Genomic DNA, 13,885 nt, shown 5'->3' with positions numbered 1-13,885 from the left:
CGCGGGCCAGGGATGGTGGCTCGCCCTGGAGTACCACGATGCCCAAGGCTTTTCGCCGCTTGCCGCTGCATGTCCTGATCACCCTGCTGTTCGGCAGCCTGCTGCTGCTCAGCGGCTTCGTGCTGGGCGTGTTCCATTACCGCCAGGCCAGCCAGATCATCTATGACAGCAGCGCCCAGCTGTCAGTGCAGATTCAGGAGGCCGTCGAGCAGGACCTGCAGAACACCTTCACGCCGATCCGGCGGCTGCTGCACCTGCTGGCCCAGGCGCCGGCGACCCAGGGCCGCGATCTGGATCAGCGCCTGCCGCTGCTGCGCCCCTTCAGCCAGGCGCTGCGTGACAATCCCCAGCTGGACTCACTGTACGTCGGCTATCCGGACGGCGATTTCTTCATGGTCAGGCCGCTGCGCGATGAACGCTTGAGGTCGCTGTTCGATGCCCCGCCGAACGCGCGCTTCCAGGTCTGGTCGATCGAACGTAATGGCCGGCGCATCGTCTCCCAGCACCGTTTCTACGACGACACGCTGAGCGTCGTCAGCCGCGCACCCCAAACCGAGGAAGCCTACGACCCACGTACCCGCAACTGGTTTGTCGAAGCCCGCGACAGTGCGCGGCTTATCACCACCGAGCCCTACGTCTTCTATTCCAGCCGCCAGGTGGGCACCACCCTGGCCCTGGCCGTGCATGGCGAGGTCGTGCTGGCTGCCGACCTGACCCTGGCCGACCTGTCCGCCACCCTCGCCCGCCACAATGTCACCCCGGATACCCAACTGGTGCTCTACGACAGCCAGGGGCGTGCCGTGGCCTACCCCAGCAGCGCCCTGGTGATCGACGAAAGCGCCCAGGAGCTGATTCCCGCCCGGCGACTCAGTCCCGGCCTGGCCGCGCTGTTCGACATGCCCACCCTGCTGCAGGGCCGCCTGCGCCTGGCCGGACGCGACTGGCTGGTGACCCGTAGCCGCATCGCCGAGGGCGGACCACAGGGCCTCAACCTGGCGATCCTGGTGCCGGAGGACCAGTTGCTCGGCGACGCCTACCGCATCCGCTGGCAGAGCGCGTTGATCACCATCGGCGTCACCGCCCTCGGCATGCTGCTGGCCTGGCTGGCCTCGCGCCTGGTGGTGTTGCCGCTGCGCAGTCTGGCGCGCAACGCCGAGGCCATCGGCCGCTTCGACTTCAGTCAGACGGTGGACAACCGCTCGCCGGTGCTGGAAATCGACCAGTTGGCCGGCGTCATGCGGCACATGCGAAACAACCTGGCCAGCTTCCTGGAAATCAACGCCTCGCTCGCCGCCGAAACCCGCTATGAAGCCCTGCTCGAACGCGTGCTGCGCGAAACCCTGGGGATTGGCGGCGCCGACGCCGGCCTGTTGTACCTGCGCGATGCCGACAGCGGCCGTCTGGAGCCCCACGGCTGGCTGTTGCGCAACTCCCACGACGCGCCAGTGCGCGGCGGCCTGCTCGCCTACCGTAACAGCGCCAGCGCTCCCGTCTGGCTGCGCCAGCCGGCCGAGGGCGGCGAGAGCCTGCTGATCGCCCTCGGCTACGAGCAGGCCGGCGACCTGCGCGAGCTGATGGAGCGCCTGGACTGTCGCCAGCTGCAGCTGCTGTGCATCGGCCTGCACAACCGCCAGGGCGACACCCTGGGCGTGCTGTTGCTGCTCAACCGCATCACCGGTGCCCAGGGCGATCCCAGCCTGCTGCAGCCGGCACGCATCGCTTTCGTGGAGGCCATCTCCGGCGCCGCCGCGCTGAGCATCGAGAGCCAGCGCCTGCTGGATCGCCAGAAGCGCCTGCTGGAGGCCTTCATCCAGGTGATTGCCGGCGCCATCGATGCCAAGAGCCCCTACACCGGCGGCCATTGCCAGCGCGTGCCGGAACTCACCCTGATGCTGGCGCGCACCGCCGCGGCCAGTAGCGAACCGCCCTTCAGCGATTACCGCCCCAGCGCCGAGGACTGGGAAGCCCTGCATATCGCCGCCTGGTTGCATGACTGCGGCAAAGTCACCACGCCGGAATACGTGGTGGACAAATCCACCAAGCTGGAAACGCTCTACAACCGCATCCACGAGATCCGCACCCGCTTCGAGGTGCTCAAGCGCGACGCCTGGGTCGATTATTGGCGCGCCCTGGCCGAAGGGGGAGACGCGGCGCAGTTGGCGGAGCGCCGTGAGCGCCAACTGGCCGAACTGGACGACGATTTCGCCTTCGTCGCCCGCTGCAACCTGGGCAGCGAGAACATGGCCGAGGCGGACCTGCAGCGATTGCAGCGCATTGCCCGGCGCCGCTGGCTGCGCACCCTCGACGATCGCCTGGGCCTGTCCTGGGAAGAAGCCCAGCGCAAGGCCGGCCAGCCGCCTGCGGCGCTACCGGTGGAAGAACCCTTGCTGGCTGATCGCCCCGACCATCTGATCGAGCGACCGGAGCAAGAACGCATCGCACCGGACAATCCCTGGGGCTTCCGTATGCGCGTGCCCGAGTACAAGTTCAACCTGGGCGAGCTGTACAGCCTGTCGGTGCGTCACGGCACCCTCACCGAGGAAGAACGCTACCTGATCAAGCACCACATCGTGCAGACCCTGATCATGCTCGGCCATCTGCCCTTCCCGCCGCACCTCAAGGAGGTCCCCGACATGGCCGGCAGTCATCACGAGCGGATGGACGGCAACGGCTACCCGCGCCGGCTCAGCGCCGAACAGTTGAGCCTGCCGGCGCGCATGATGGCCATTGCCGACATCTTCGAGGCACTCACCGCCGTCGATCGCCCCTACAAGCGCGGCAAGACCCTAAGCGAATCCCTCATGCTGATGGCCAACATGTGCCGCAACGGCCACATCGATCCCGACCTGTTCCGCCTGTTCATTCGCCACGACCTGCCGCGCCAGTACGGCGAGCGTTTCCTGGCGCCGGAGCAGATCGACGCGGTGGATGAAGGCGCCATACTGGCGCACGCAGGCATCGCCTGACTAGCGTCCAGCGGAGCCGGCGAACCGCGCAGTCGCCTCCAGCGCCGCGCCGATATCCGGCCAGGGCACACCGTGACGCGCCGCGAAGGCGCGGGTCGCCGTGGTATCGAAACGGTGCGTCTGGATGAAATGCAGCGACTCCGGCTCGGTACGCAACAGCTGCGCCGTTCCCGGCACCCGCAGGAGGGCACGCAGCAGACCGAGCGGCAGGTGCCGATGTGGCGGCTCGAGGGCAAGCGCCTGCGCGAGCCGACGAACCAGCCCGGCCAGGCTCGGCGTGGCATCGTCCAGCACCAGCAACTCGCTACCTTCCATGGCCGGATCGAACCCCGCCAGGCGCGTCAGCTCGGTAAGAAAATCCACGCACACCAGCGGCAGCCAGTGCGCCGGGGTGCCGGGGATGGCCCGCAGTCGGCCACGGGCCAGGTTGTCGATCAACCCGGCCAGCGGCTGCGTTGGCAGTATATGGCCGGTGCGGCTGTGGCCGCAGAGCGTCGCCGGATGGATGCAGGTCAGCGCCCCGGACAGCTCGCGCATCCGCCGGGTCACCATGAAATGCGCTTCCAGCTTGCTGCCCTCGTAGCCCCCGCTGCGCCGGTAGACGGCCGGCCAATCGGTGCGCGACGGCCGCTCCAGGTCAATGCCCAGGCGTCGCAGGTGCATGGGGTTGCGCAGCATGAAGCCACCCACCATCAGCAACCGGCTCCCGGAGGCGGCGGCCAGCTCGGCGACCTGCCGGGTGCCCTCGACATTCACCGTGCGCGCCCGGCTCACTGGCAGCCGCCAGGCGAACTGGGCCCCCAGATGGAAAGCCACTGCCGCTTGTGCGGCCTGCCGGCGATCGGCCCCGTTCAGTCCCAGGCCGGGACTGGCGAGATCACCGGCCAGCGCATGCAGCCGGTCGCCACACCCGCCCAGGGCGTCGACCTCCGCCCGCAATGCCGGCAGCCTGTCAGGACTGCGCAGCAGGGCCAGCACCGTGTGATCGTGGGCTGTGAGAGACGCCAGCAGATGGCGGCCCATGAAGCCGCTGGCGCCGGTTACCAGGCAGGTCGTGGTCATCGTGTCGCTTCCTTGGTGAAGAGGCGACGCAGGCTAAACTGTCGAGCCCAGTCGAAGGTCAAGAGGGCACGGAATGCGTATCGGCGAACTGGAAATCCGCAGCGGCGCCAGCCGGCACACGCTGCGCTACTACGAGCGCATCGGCCTGTTGCAGGCCCGCCGGCGCGCCAACAACTACCGGGAGTACGACGAGCAGGCCGTGGCCGAACTTGCCTTCATCCGCCACGCCCAGGCCATGGGGTTTGCCCTGGAGGAATGCCGCGAACTGCTTGCCGCGCGGCGCAACCGACAACTGGACTGCGCCCGAGGCGCCGCGCTGATCGCGGACAAGCTCGTCGTCCTGGAGGCCCGCATGGACGAACTGAGCCGGCTGCGCGAGCTGCTGGAAACCGAGCGCGAGCGCCTGTTGGCCAGCGCCGCGCAGCAGGCCGGCAACTGCCCGAAGCCGTCCGGATAGGCAGCGCCAGGCGCGCCGCGTAGACTGCCCGAGCACCGTATTCCAGGAGGCTCCATGGCACGTTATCCCTTGTTGGTCATGCTGGCGTTGCTCGGCCTGGCCTGGCTGTTCGACCGCCTGCTGCCCGCGCCCCTGGGCCTGCCCGGACTGCCCTGGCTCGGCATAGCCCTGTTGCTGGTCGGGGGGCTGCTGCTGATCCTTGCCGCCGGGCTGTTCCGCGCTCGCGGGACCACGGTGGACCCGACCCGCAGCCCCGATACCCTGGTCACTGACGGCCTCTACCGACTGTCACGCAACCCCATGTACCTGGGCATGCTGCTCGTACTGATCGGCTTCGCCTTGTGGCGTGATTCCTGGCCGGCGCTGCTCGGCCCGCTGGCCTTCTTCCTTTACATGAACCAGGTGGTGATTCCCCGCGAGGAGCGCATGGTCGAAGGCCGCTTCGCCGAGCAGTTTCAGGCCTATCGGCAACGCACGCGGCGCTGGATCTGATCCCCGTCAAGGCCATGTGGGTGAACACGCGGAATGCTCTAGCACCGCCAGCTGACAGGAGCCACCCATGTACGAACTCGCCCTCCTCGCCCATGTGCTGGGCGCCACCGTCTGGACCGGCGGGCATCTGGTGCTGGCGCTGGCCATCCTGCCGAAGGTGCTGCACAGCCGGGACCTGGAGTTCCTCCGCCGTTTCGAGTCCGCCTACGAACGCGTCGGCATCCCGGCGCTGATCGTACAGATCGCCAGTGGCCTGTACCTGGCGGCCCACTACCTGCCGGACCTGGCCGCGCTGGGCAACCGCGCCAACCCGGCCGCCAACCTGCTGCTGATCAAGCTCGGCCTGCTGCTGGCCACCGCGGCGCTGGCGGCCGATGCCCGGCTGCGCATCATTCCCCGGCTCGGCAACCACAACCTGACGGCGCTGGCCTGGCATGTATACCCCGTCACGCTGATCGCAGTGCTCTTCGTGCTGACCGGTGTAGGCTTCCGCCTCGGCTGGCTGGCCTGAGAACGGCTTCTGTGCGAGCATCCGGCCATCCGATCCTCGAAGAACAACAACATGATCCGATCCTTCGCCCCTACCGACATGGACGCCGTGCTCGGCGTCTGGCTGAACGCTTCCATCCAGGCCCACGACTTCATCGCCCCGGACTACTGGGTGGCGCGGGTCGGCGACATGCAGGAGGTCTACCTGCCGGCCGCCGAGTCCTATGTGTACGAGGAAAATGGCCAGGTGCTGGGTTTCCTGTCCCTCGTCGGCCCAACCCTGTCGGCGCTGTTCGTGGCGCCCGACCGCCAGGGTGAGGGCATCGGTGCACGCCTGCTCCAGCACGCCCAGCACCTGCGCCCGGAGCTCACGCTGCGCGTATACGCCGCCAACGCGCGCAGCATCGCCTTCTACGAGAAGCATGGCTTCCGCCGCCAGGTCCGCCAGCCGGACGAGCATACCGGCCACGAGGAATGGACCATGACCTGTGCCGACCCGGAAGCCGCCTGAATCTGCGCACCCTTGCCGGCTGCCGGCCGGCGCATCGTTCAGAATCGACCCCTGCTCGCACAGTCTCCCCGCCACCTGGAGTTCAACGGATGAATGCCGCACTGATTTTCTGGCCGGTTCTCGCCCAGATCGCCCTGACCCTTGCCATTTACATCTTCCTCGCCCGACGCAAGGCCGGAGCAGTCAAGTCCCGCGCCGTCAACATGAGGGAAGCCGCGCTGGACAACCGGGCCTGGCCGGAGTCGGTGGTCAAGGTGTCCAATAATCTGGCCAACCAGTTCGAATCCCCGGTGCTGTTCTACGCGCTGTGCCTGATGCTGCATGCCATCGACGGGGTCAGCCTGCCGGCGCTGTTGCTCGCCTGGCTGTACGTGGCGCTGCGCGTGGTGCATGCCGGTATTCACATCGGCTCGAACCAGCTTTCGCGCCGTATGCCGGTGTTCGTGCTCGGTACCGGCGTATTGCTGGCGCTCCTGGGGCTCAGCGCCTGGCAATTGGCGGCTAGCTGAACGGCGCCGGGTATCGGTTTTTCGACGCCATTTACCGGCGTTGCAATCTGTTCGTCACCTTGAGTTGAGACAACCCGAAACGAGATAGTCAGCTCGCGGCCTTCCAGTCCGCGACGGTTATCGGCACAATGCGCCCCCTCTTTGAAAAGGGGGGGCCTTGGCCGCCTCCGCCAGCCGACTCGCACGGGTTTACAGATGCTCAAGACGCCTTATTACCTGATCGACAAGCAGAAACTGCTGCCCAACCTGGAGAAGATCGCCTACGTGCGCGAGCACTCCGGGGCCAAGGCGCTGCTGGCGCTGAAGTGCTTCGCCACCTGGTCGGTGTTCGATCTGATGCACCAGTACATGGACGGCACCACTTCGTCCTCCCTGTACGAAGTGAAACTGGGCCGCGAGAAGTTTCCCGGCGAGACCCACGCCTACAGCGTGGCCTGGGCCGACGACGAGATCGAGGAAGTGCTGGCTGCCTCGGACAAGATCATCTTCAACTCCATCGGCCAGCTGCAGCGCTTCGAACAGGCTTCGGCCAATCATGTGCGCGGCCTGCGGGTGAATCCGGGCGTCAGCAGCTCCGATTTCATCCTCGCCGACCCGGCCCGTCCGCACAGCCGCCTGGGCGAGCACGACCCGGCGAAGATCGAGGCGGTGATCGGCAAGATCTCCGGCTTCATGTTCCACAACAACTGCGAGAACAGCAGTTTCGAGCTGTTCGACCAGATGCTGACCCATATCGAGGAGCGCTTCGGCCATCTGCTCAAGCAGGTGCAGTGGGTAAGCCTGGGTGGCGGTATTCACTTCACGGGCGAAGGCTACCCGCTGGATGCCTTCTGCGCGCGCCTGAAAGCCTTCGCCGAACGCCACGGCGTGCAGGTCTACCTGGAGCCGGGCGAGGCCGCGATCACCCTGAGCGCGTCGCTGGAAGTGACCGTGCTCGACACCCTCTACAACGGCAAGCACCTGGCGGTGGTGGACAGCTCTATCGAGGCGCACATGCTCGACCTGCTGATCTACCGCCTGAATGCCAAGATGGCACCCAGCGAGGGTGAGCACACCTACATGGTGTGCGGCAAATCCTGTCTGGCCGGAGACATCTTCGGCGAGTACCGGTTCGATCGTCCGCTGGCCATCGGCGATCGCCTGTCGTTCATCGACGCGGCAGGGTACACCATGGTCAAGAAAAACTGGTTCAACGGCCTGAAAATGCCGTCCATCGCCGTGCGGCAGCTCGATGGCAGCATCGAGCTGGTCCGTGAATTTGGTTACGACGACTACCTGTCCAGCCTTTCCTGAAGGCCGGCAGCGAGGGAGAAATAATTGAAGAAGAACGTACTGATCATTGGTGCAGGGGGTGTTGCCAAGGTAGTGGCTCACAAGTGCGCGCAGCACAACGACGAACTGGGTCGTATCGCCATTGCGTCGCGCAATCTCTCCAAATGTCAGGCCATCATCGACAGCGTTACGGCCAAGGGCAGCCTGAAACAGCCCGCCGAGATCAGGGCCTATGCCCTGGATGCGCTGGATATCGAGGCGACCAAGGCATTGATCCGCGAGACCGACTCGCAGATCGTCATCAATGTTGGCTCTGCCTTCCTCAATATGTCCGTGCTGCGCGCCTGCATGGAAACCGGCGCCGCCTACCTGGACACCGCCATCCACGAGGATCCGAGCAGGATCTGCGAGACCCCGCCGTGGTATGGCAACTACGAGTGGAAGCACCTGGACGAATGCCGAGAGAGAGGCATTACCGCCATTCTCGGCATCGGCTTTGACCCGGGCGTGGTCAACGCCTGGGCCGCGCTGGCCAACAAGCAGTACTTCGACCGGATCGACTCCATCGACATTCTCGACGTCAACGCCGGCTCGCACGGCAAGTACTTCGCAACCAACTTCGATCCGGAAATCAATTTCCGCGAATTCACCGGCACCGTATGGAGCTGGCAGAACCGCCAGTGGACGCCGAACAGCATGTTCGAGGTCAAGCGTACCGATGACCTGCCGGTGGTCGGCGCGCAGAACCTGTACCTGACCGGCCACGACGAGGTGCATTCGCTGTCCAAGAACCTGGACGTGCCGAACATCCGCTTCTGGATGAGCTTTGGCGACCACTACATCAATGTATTCAGCGTGCTGAAGAACCTGGGCCTGCTCTCCGAGCAGCCGGTGAAGACTGCCGAGGGCCAGGAAGTGGTGCCCCTCAAGGTGGTCAAGGCCGTGCTGCCCGACCCGGCTTCGCTGGCGCCCGGCTACACCGGCAAGACCTGCATCGCCGACCTGGTGAAGGGCAGCAAGAATGGCCAACCGCGCGAAGTGCTGATCTACAACGTGGCCGACCACGAGGAAGCCTTCGCCGAGACCGACAGCCAGGGCATCTCCTACACTGCCGGCGTGCCGCCGGTGGCCGCCGCCCGCCTGATCGCCCGTGGCGACTGGGATGCGCGGCAGATGGTCAACGTGGAGGAGCTGCCGCCCGAGCCGTTCCTGACCCTGCTCGACCAGATGGGCCTGCCGACCCGCGTCAAGGACGAGCACGGCGACCGTCCCTGGAACGCCTGACCGTCACGTGCAATACGCATCGCCCGCCTATCGGCGGGCGATGTCGTTTCTGAGCGCGGTGGCCAAGACTGCGCCTCGACCTCTACGGGCCTGGCCATCCTGTGGAGCGGCCTCAGCCGCGATGCTGTCAGTCCCCGCCGGCCAGCGCCCGCACATATGCCAGGTCGGCCGGGAGCGGCTGGTCTTGCCCCGCCGACACCCGCTCCAGGTAGTCGTCAACTTCCCGCCGCAGCGCCTGCTTGCGTTCGGGATTGCGCTCGACCGCCAGCGCCTGTTCGAGCGCACGAATCTTCAGCAGCGCCTGCGGCTCGGACCAAGCGCCACCGAATTTCTCCAGCGCGGCCAGATCGTCCAGCGCCGCCGTGTAGCGGCGCGCCTCCAGATTGGCGCGCACCACCTCCAGCGCCTCGCGGGGATAGCTCTTGAGCGTTGCGCAGATGCGCGAGATGTCCGGAGAGATCGCATCCGCCGGGTGGTTCACGCCGAACTCGTGCATGTAGATCGCGCAGTTGCCGCGCTGCTCACGCAGGTCGAGGTAGCGGTAGTTGCCCGCCTCCAGCGGCATCTGCTGGGCGGTGATGCGCAGATGCAGAATCACCGGATTGGCAAACCCCAGCGTACTCTCCGCATCGAGCAGACTCCCCAGCGCACCCTGATAGTCGCCTGCTGACAAGGCGGTGCGGGCTTCGGTGATGAGGGTGTCGACGCGATCGGAACGCGTGGCCTGCAGCGGCCCGGCCATTACCAGACCCAACAGGACAATGGCAGCGATGCGCTTCATGGCAATGCTCTCCGGACAAGGTTCCAGAAGGTAGCGCGCTGCCCTGGCCCGCCACAATTGGCGCAAAGGTCGCAGTCCTGGCGTTTGACTGGTGCCCACCGGCCACAAAAAAGCCCTCGCGAGGAGGGCTTGATCGGTTCCGCTGGCCGTTACTGCGGCTGGTGGATCGGCGCGTCCGGGTACCAGACGTCGATCAGCTCGCCAGCCACGCTGCGGGACAGGTCGCGATGGCCCTTGAGCCAGGCTTCGACCTGGGCGCGCTGTTCGGCGGTTACCGAACCACGACGGCCCAGGCAGACATAACCGTACTCATCCGCGCCAATGAAGCCCAGGCCGTTGGCCTCGATGGCCTGGTCCAGGAAATCGTCCATGGCGGCGTTACGCTCGGCGTCGCTGATGCCGTCGCGGTAGTTCAGTTGCACTTCGAAGCCCAGTTCCTGGAATTCGTCGACGCAGAGTTTCTTGCGCAGGCGGCGGGATCTAGCCATGGGGTGTCTCCTCAATAAAGTGGCGGGCACTCTACCGGCTTTAGCGTCGCCCATGCAAATTCTTCACCCGGGCCGAAACCCAGCAACCACGCGGACTCACACGCAGGCGTCCAGAAAACCGGACAGACGAGTCCAGGTTTCTGGACGAACAGACACCGATACCCGTCGCGCATGTCCAGATTTCCGGATGTGCTTGTCGCTCCATATTCTTACTTATTGATTTAAAAAGGATTTTCAGAACAGGTATGAAACCTGCTTGGCTCCCTTCGCCACCTGCCGGTGCCCTTGCAGCGTTCCATCGCAGCAGCGAACCGGACGTGATCTGCGCTACTGTCCGACCGGTAGCACATACAAAAACAACAAGAAGGAACTCAGCATGTCCATGAAGCAACAGCTTTCCCGCCTGACCTTCAGTGTTACCGCCGCTACGCTGCTCACCAGCACCCTGCTGGCCAGCCCGGTGATGGCCAGCGAGAAGATCCGCTGGCAGGTACCGCTGGCCTTCCCGTCCCACCTTGTCGGCCTGACCACCCCGGTCAAGCATCTCTCCGAATCGCTCAAGACCATCTCGGGCGGCAACATCCAGCTGCGCTACTACGAGCCCGGCGAACTGGTGCCGCCGTTCGAGATCATGAATGCGGTGAGCACCGGCAAGTATCCGGCCGGCTATACCTGGGTCGGCTACGACCAGGGCACCATCCCGGCCCTGCCGCTGTATTCCGGCGCACCGTTCAACATGGAACCGCCGGCGCACCTGGCGTGGTACTACCAGGGCGACGGCAAGAAGCTGCTCGAGGAAATCTATGCCCAGCGCAACATCCATCCGATGCTGTGCAGCATCATCGGCCCGGAAGGCGCCGGCTGGTTCGCCAAGCCCATCGAGAAGCTGGGCGACATCGACGGCCTGCGCATCCGCTTCGCCGGCATCGGCGGCAAGGTGCTGGAAAAGCTCGGCGCCTCGGTGACCATGGTGCCCGGCGGGGAGATCTACCAGGCGCTGGAACGCAAGACCATCGACGCCACCGAATTCTCGCAGCCGGCGGTGGACAAGATGCTGGGCCTGGACCAGATCATCAAGAACTACATCATGCCCGGCTGGCACCAGACGCTGACCACCTCGCACCTGCTGGTCAACAAGGATGTCTGGGACAAGCTCAAGCCGGAAAGTCGCGCGCTCATCGAGATGGGCTGCGAGGCGGCCACCCTCAAGGGTTTCGCCGAGAGCGAGTGGGCCCAGCCGACTGCCCTGCGTGACTATCAGCAGCAGGGCGTGAAGGCCCAGGTGCTGCCCGAGCCGGTGCTGCGCGAGCTGCAGAGGGTGACCGACGAGGTGCTCGACGAAATGGCCGCCAAGGACGAGATGTTCAAGCGCGTGCTGACCAGCCAGCGCGAGTTCATGAAGCATCACTCGATCTGGCACGGCATGGGTTACCTGCCGCGCGACTACTACCAGTACGACTGACGGCTGCGCGCCCGTGAGCGGGCACGGCAACGTGCCCGCTTCTCAATCCCCGTGTCGAGATTCCGAGGTCGCCGTGTCCTTCAAGCCCGTCTCTCCCGATACGGCAGCGCCCGAGGCGCTGCCGTACAACCGCATCTCGCGGCCACTGGATCGCCTGCTGACCGCCATCGGCCAGGCCAGCGCCTGGCTCTGGCTGGTGGTTCTGCTGGTGGTACTGGCCAACGTGTTCAGTCGCTTCATTCTCTCGCGCGGCTCCATTGCGCTGGAGGAACTGTCCTGGCACCTGTTCGGCGCCGCCGTGATGCTGTCCCTCGCCTATGCGGTGGTGCGCGACGACCACGTGCGCGTCGACGTGCTGCGTGAACGCTTCAGCCTGCGCAGCCAGGCCTGGATCGAGCTGCTCGCCATTGTGTTGCTGGCGCTGCCGGTGATCCTGCTGATGATCGATGCGCTGGTCCCCTACGCCTACCAGGCCTACCTGTACAACGAGCGTTCCCAGGCACCCAGCGGGCTGCCCTATCGCTTCATCTTCAAGAGCGTGCTGCCGCTGGGCCTGCTGCTGGTGGCGCTGGCGCTGCTCTCCCGCGCACTGCGCTGCAGCACGCTGCTGTTCCATTTCCCGCGGGCCCTGGCGGCCCCCTCGGACGACCGCGACCGCGCTCGTTCGCAGCCCTGATGGAGAAGTCGCAATCATGGGTCTGGAAGAAATTCTCGTCATCGCCATGTTCGCCAGCTTCATGGGCCTGCTGCTGCTCGGCTTCCCGGTCGCCTGGTCGCTGGCCGGCATCGGCCTGCTGTTCGCGGTGCTCGGCTATGTACTGGTCGATCACTTCGACGCCGATCTCTGGTTCACCTGGGACGGCACCATCGGCGTCCTGGATGCGCGCATCTACGGCATCGTCGCCAACGAGCTGATGGTCGCCCTGCCGCTGTTCATCTTCATGGGCATCATGCTCGACCGCTCGGGCATCGCCGAACGGCTGATGCACAGCCTGGTACGGGTCCTCGGCCCGCTGCGCGGCGGCTACGCGGTGACCGTGGTGGTGGTCGGCATCCTGCTCGCCGCGTCTACCGGCATCGTCGGCGCCTCGGTGGCGCTACTCGGCATGCTGTCGCTCGGACCGATGCTGCAGGCCAACTACAACAAGAGCCTGGCGGTAGGCACCGCCTGTTCGGTGGGCACGCTGGGCATCCTGATTCCGCCAAGCATCATGCTGGTGCTGATGGCCGATCGCCTTGGCACTTCCGAGGCCTCGGTGGGCAAGCTGTTCATGGGCGCGCTGATCCCGGGGATGCTGCTGGCGCTGATGTACGTGCTGTACATCGTGATCGTCGCCTGGCTGAAGAAAGACTTCGCCCCGGCACCCGCCAACCGGCAGAAGCTCGACGGCCGCGCCCTGCTCGACGTGTTCCGGGCCGTGGTGCCGCCGCTGGCGCTGATCTTCGCCGTGCTCGGCTCGATCTTCTTCGGCATCGCCACCACCACCGAGGCCTCGGCAGTCGGCGCGGCCGGCGCGCTGTTGATGGCGGCCGGCGGCCGTCGCCTGAGCCTTTCGGTGCTCAAGGACGCCCTCTACCAGACCAGCCGCACCGCCGCCTTCATCTTCGGCATCTTCATCGGCGCCACGGTGTTCGCCGCCGTGCTGCGTGGCCTGGGCGGTGATGACGTGATCCGTGCCGCGCTGACCGGCCTGCCGTTCGGCCAGACCGGCGTGCTGCTCACGGTGCTGGCGATCACCTTCCTGCTGGGGTTCTTCCTCGACTGGGTGGAGATCACCCTGATCATCCTGCCGCTGGTGGCGCCGGTGCTGTTCTCCATGGGCGTCGATCCCCTGTGGTTCGCAATCCTCTTCGCGCTGTGCCTGCAGACCTCGTTCCTCACCCCACCCGTGGGCTTCGCACTGTTCTATATCAAGGGCGTCTGCCCGCCGGGCATCAGCACCCGCCACATCTATCTGGGTGTGGCGCCCTTCATCGCCCTGCAACTGCTCGGCATGGCCCTGGTGTTCTACTTCGAGCCCCTGGCCACCTGGCTGCCCAACGAGGTGTATGGCGGCCCCTGATCCCCGGCTGTACCGCCTTGCCCGCGCGGCGAGGCGGCTCCCATAATCC

General features: G+C 65.8%; 14 protein-coding genes. 11 read left to right on the top strand and 3 right to left on the bottom strand.

Going from position 1 to position 13,885, the window contains the following annotated elements; translation table 11 throughout:
- The first annotated feature begins 38 nt into the window (after positions 1–38).
- On the top strand, positions 39–2,966 hold the full coding sequence (locus tag AS93_RS0105730; protein ID WP_027589712.1) for an HD domain-containing phosphohydrolase: 2,928 nt from the start codon (positions 39–41) through the stop codon (positions 2,964–2,966).
- Here AS93_RS0105730 and AS93_RS0105725 read toward each other — a convergent pair whose 3' ends face one another.
- Positions 2,967–4,028, bottom strand: coding sequence for an SDR family oxidoreductase (locus tag AS93_RS0105725; protein WP_027589711.1), 1,062 nt, complete (start codon positions 4,026–4,028; stop codon positions 2,967–2,969). It abuts the gene before it with no gap.
- 73 nt (positions 4,029–4,101) lie between these two features.
- Between AS93_RS0105725 and AS93_RS0105720 the strand changes: the two genes are divergently transcribed.
- The 7 genes from AS93_RS0105720 to AS93_RS0105690 all read left to right on the top strand — a co-directional run bounded on the left by AS93_RS0105720 (position 4,102) and on the right by AS93_RS0105690 (position 9,042).
- A complete protein-coding gene (locus AS93_RS0105720) occupies positions 4,102–4,485 on the top strand; it encodes a MerR family transcriptional regulator (protein ID WP_027589710.1) in 384 nt (127 codons plus the stop codon).
- A gap of 54 nt (positions 4,486–4,539) precedes the next feature.
- Positions 4,540–4,977, top strand: coding sequence for an isoprenylcysteine carboxylmethyltransferase family protein (locus AS93_RS0105715; protein ID WP_037008602.1), 438 nt, complete (start codon positions 4,540–4,542; stop codon positions 4,975–4,977).
- Between the two features lie 67 nt (positions 4,978–5,044).
- The gene (locus tag AS93_RS0105710; RefSeq protein ID WP_027589708.1) at positions 5,045–5,488 is read left to right on the top strand and encodes a CopD family protein; all 444 of its coding nucleotides are present in this window, start codon (positions 5,045–5,047) and stop codon (positions 5,486–5,488) included.
- Between the two features lie 51 nt (positions 5,489–5,539).
- Positions 5,540–5,977: an N-acetyltransferase gene (locus tag AS93_RS0105705; RefSeq protein ID WP_027589707.1), complete on the top strand. Its 438-nt coding sequence runs from the start codon at positions 5,540–5,542 to the stop codon at positions 5,975–5,977.
- An 89-nt stretch (positions 5,978–6,066) separates the two neighbouring features.
- On the top strand, positions 6,067–6,486 hold the full coding sequence (locus tag AS93_RS0105700) for an MAPEG family protein (RefSeq protein WP_027589706.1): 420 nt from the start codon (positions 6,067–6,069) through the stop codon (positions 6,484–6,486).
- A gap of 195 nt (positions 6,487–6,681) precedes the next feature.
- A complete protein-coding gene (locus AS93_RS0105695) occupies positions 6,682–7,779 on the top strand; it encodes a carboxynorspermidine decarboxylase (protein WP_027589705.1) in 1,098 nt (365 codons plus the stop codon).
- Between the two features lie 24 nt (positions 7,780–7,803).
- A complete protein-coding gene (locus tag AS93_RS0105690) occupies positions 7,804–9,042 on the top strand; it encodes a saccharopine dehydrogenase family protein (RefSeq protein WP_027589704.1) in 1,239 nt (412 codons plus the stop codon).
- Between the two features lie 127 nt (positions 9,043–9,169).
- Here the strand turns inward: AS93_RS0105690 and AS93_RS0105685 are convergent, their stop codons facing one another.
- Both AS93_RS0105685 and AS93_RS0105680 read right to left on the bottom strand, forming a co-directional pair.
- Positions 9,170–9,823 (bottom strand): hypothetical protein, encoded by a 654-nt coding sequence (locus AS93_RS0105685; protein WP_027589703.1) that lies wholly within the window; start codon positions 9,821–9,823, stop codon positions 9,170–9,172.
- Between the two features lie 149 nt (positions 9,824–9,972).
- Complete coding sequence (locus tag AS93_RS0105680) at positions 9,973–10,311, bottom strand: 50S ribosome-binding protein YggL (RefSeq protein ID WP_027589702.1); 339 nt, start codon at positions 10,309–10,311, stop codon at positions 9,973–9,975.
- Positions 10,312–10,687: 376 nt separating this feature from the next.
- On the opposite strand from AS93_RS0105680, the gene AS93_RS0105675 reads away from it, so the two are divergent.
- The 3 genes from AS93_RS0105675 to AS93_RS0105665 all read left to right on the top strand — a co-directional run bounded on the left by AS93_RS0105675 (position 10,688) and on the right by AS93_RS0105665 (position 13,836).
- Complete coding sequence (locus AS93_RS0105675) at positions 10,688–11,773, top strand: TRAP transporter substrate-binding protein (protein WP_027589701.1); 1,086 nt, start codon at positions 10,688–10,690, stop codon at positions 11,771–11,773.
- Positions 11,774–11,846: 73 nt separating this feature from the next.
- On the top strand, positions 11,847–12,449 hold the full coding sequence (locus AS93_RS0105670) for a TRAP transporter small permease subunit (protein WP_027589700.1): 603 nt from the start codon (positions 11,847–11,849) through the stop codon (positions 12,447–12,449).
- A gap of 16 nt (positions 12,450–12,465) precedes the next feature.
- Positions 12,466–13,836: a TRAP transporter large permease subunit gene (locus AS93_RS0105665; RefSeq protein WP_027589699.1), complete on the top strand. Its 1,371-nt coding sequence runs from the start codon at positions 12,466–12,468 to the stop codon at positions 13,834–13,836.
- Positions 13,837–13,885 lie beyond the last annotated feature (49 nt).

Source organism: Pseudomonas sp. RL, from assembly GCF_000647775.1.
GTDB classification, from domain to species: domain Bacteria; phylum Pseudomonadota; class Gammaproteobacteria; order Pseudomonadales; family Pseudomonadaceae; genus Serpens; species Serpens flexibilis.
Note: the sequence above shows the minus strand (reverse complement) of the source record. Positions and strands in the feature narration are given on the sequence as shown.

Bases quoted from the DNA above. Each gene is read 5' to 3' on its own strand.
- AS93_RS0105705 (WP_027589707.1), top strand. From the start codon at position 5,540: ATGATCCGATCCTTCGCCCCTACCGACATGGACGCCGTGCTCGGCGTC.
- AS93_RS0105700 (WP_027589706.1), top strand. From the start codon at position 6,067: ATGAATGCCGCACTGATTTTCTGGCCGGTTCTCGCCCAGATCGCCCTG.
- AS93_RS0105665 (WP_027589699.1), top strand. From the start codon at position 12,466: ATGGGTCTGGAAGAAATTCTCGTCATCGCCATGTTCGCCAGCTTCATG.
- AS93_RS0105710 (WP_027589708.1), top strand. From the start codon at position 5,045: ATGTACGAACTCGCCCTCCTCGCCCATGTGCTGGGCGCCACCGTCTGG.
- AS93_RS0105720 (WP_027589710.1), top strand. From the start codon at position 4,102: ATGCGTATCGGCGAACTGGAAATCCGCAGCGGCGCCAGCCGGCACACG.
- AS93_RS0105725 (WP_027589711.1), bottom strand. From the start codon at position 4,028: ATGACCACGACCTGCCTGGTAACCGGCGCCAGCGGCTTCATGGGCCGC.
- AS93_RS0105685 (WP_027589703.1), bottom strand. From the start codon at position 9,823: ATGAAGCGCATCGCTGCCATTGTCCTGTTGGGTCTGGTAATGGCCGGG.
- AS93_RS0105730 (WP_027589712.1), top strand. From the start codon at position 39: ATGCCCAAGGCTTTTCGCCGCTTGCCGCTGCATGTCCTGATCACCCTG.
- AS93_RS0105715 (WP_037008602.1), top strand. From the start codon at position 4,540: ATGGCACGTTATCCCTTGTTGGTCATGCTGGCGTTGCTCGGCCTGGCC.
- AS93_RS0105675 (WP_027589701.1), top strand. From the start codon at position 10,688: ATGTCCATGAAGCAACAGCTTTCCCGCCTGACCTTCAGTGTTACCGCC.
- AS93_RS0105695 (WP_027589705.1), top strand. From the start codon at position 6,682: ATGCTCAAGACGCCTTATTACCTGATCGACAAGCAGAAACTGCTGCCC.
- AS93_RS0105680 (WP_027589702.1), bottom strand. From the start codon at position 10,311: ATGGCTAGATCCCGCCGCCTGCGCAAGAAACTCTGCGTCGACGAATTC.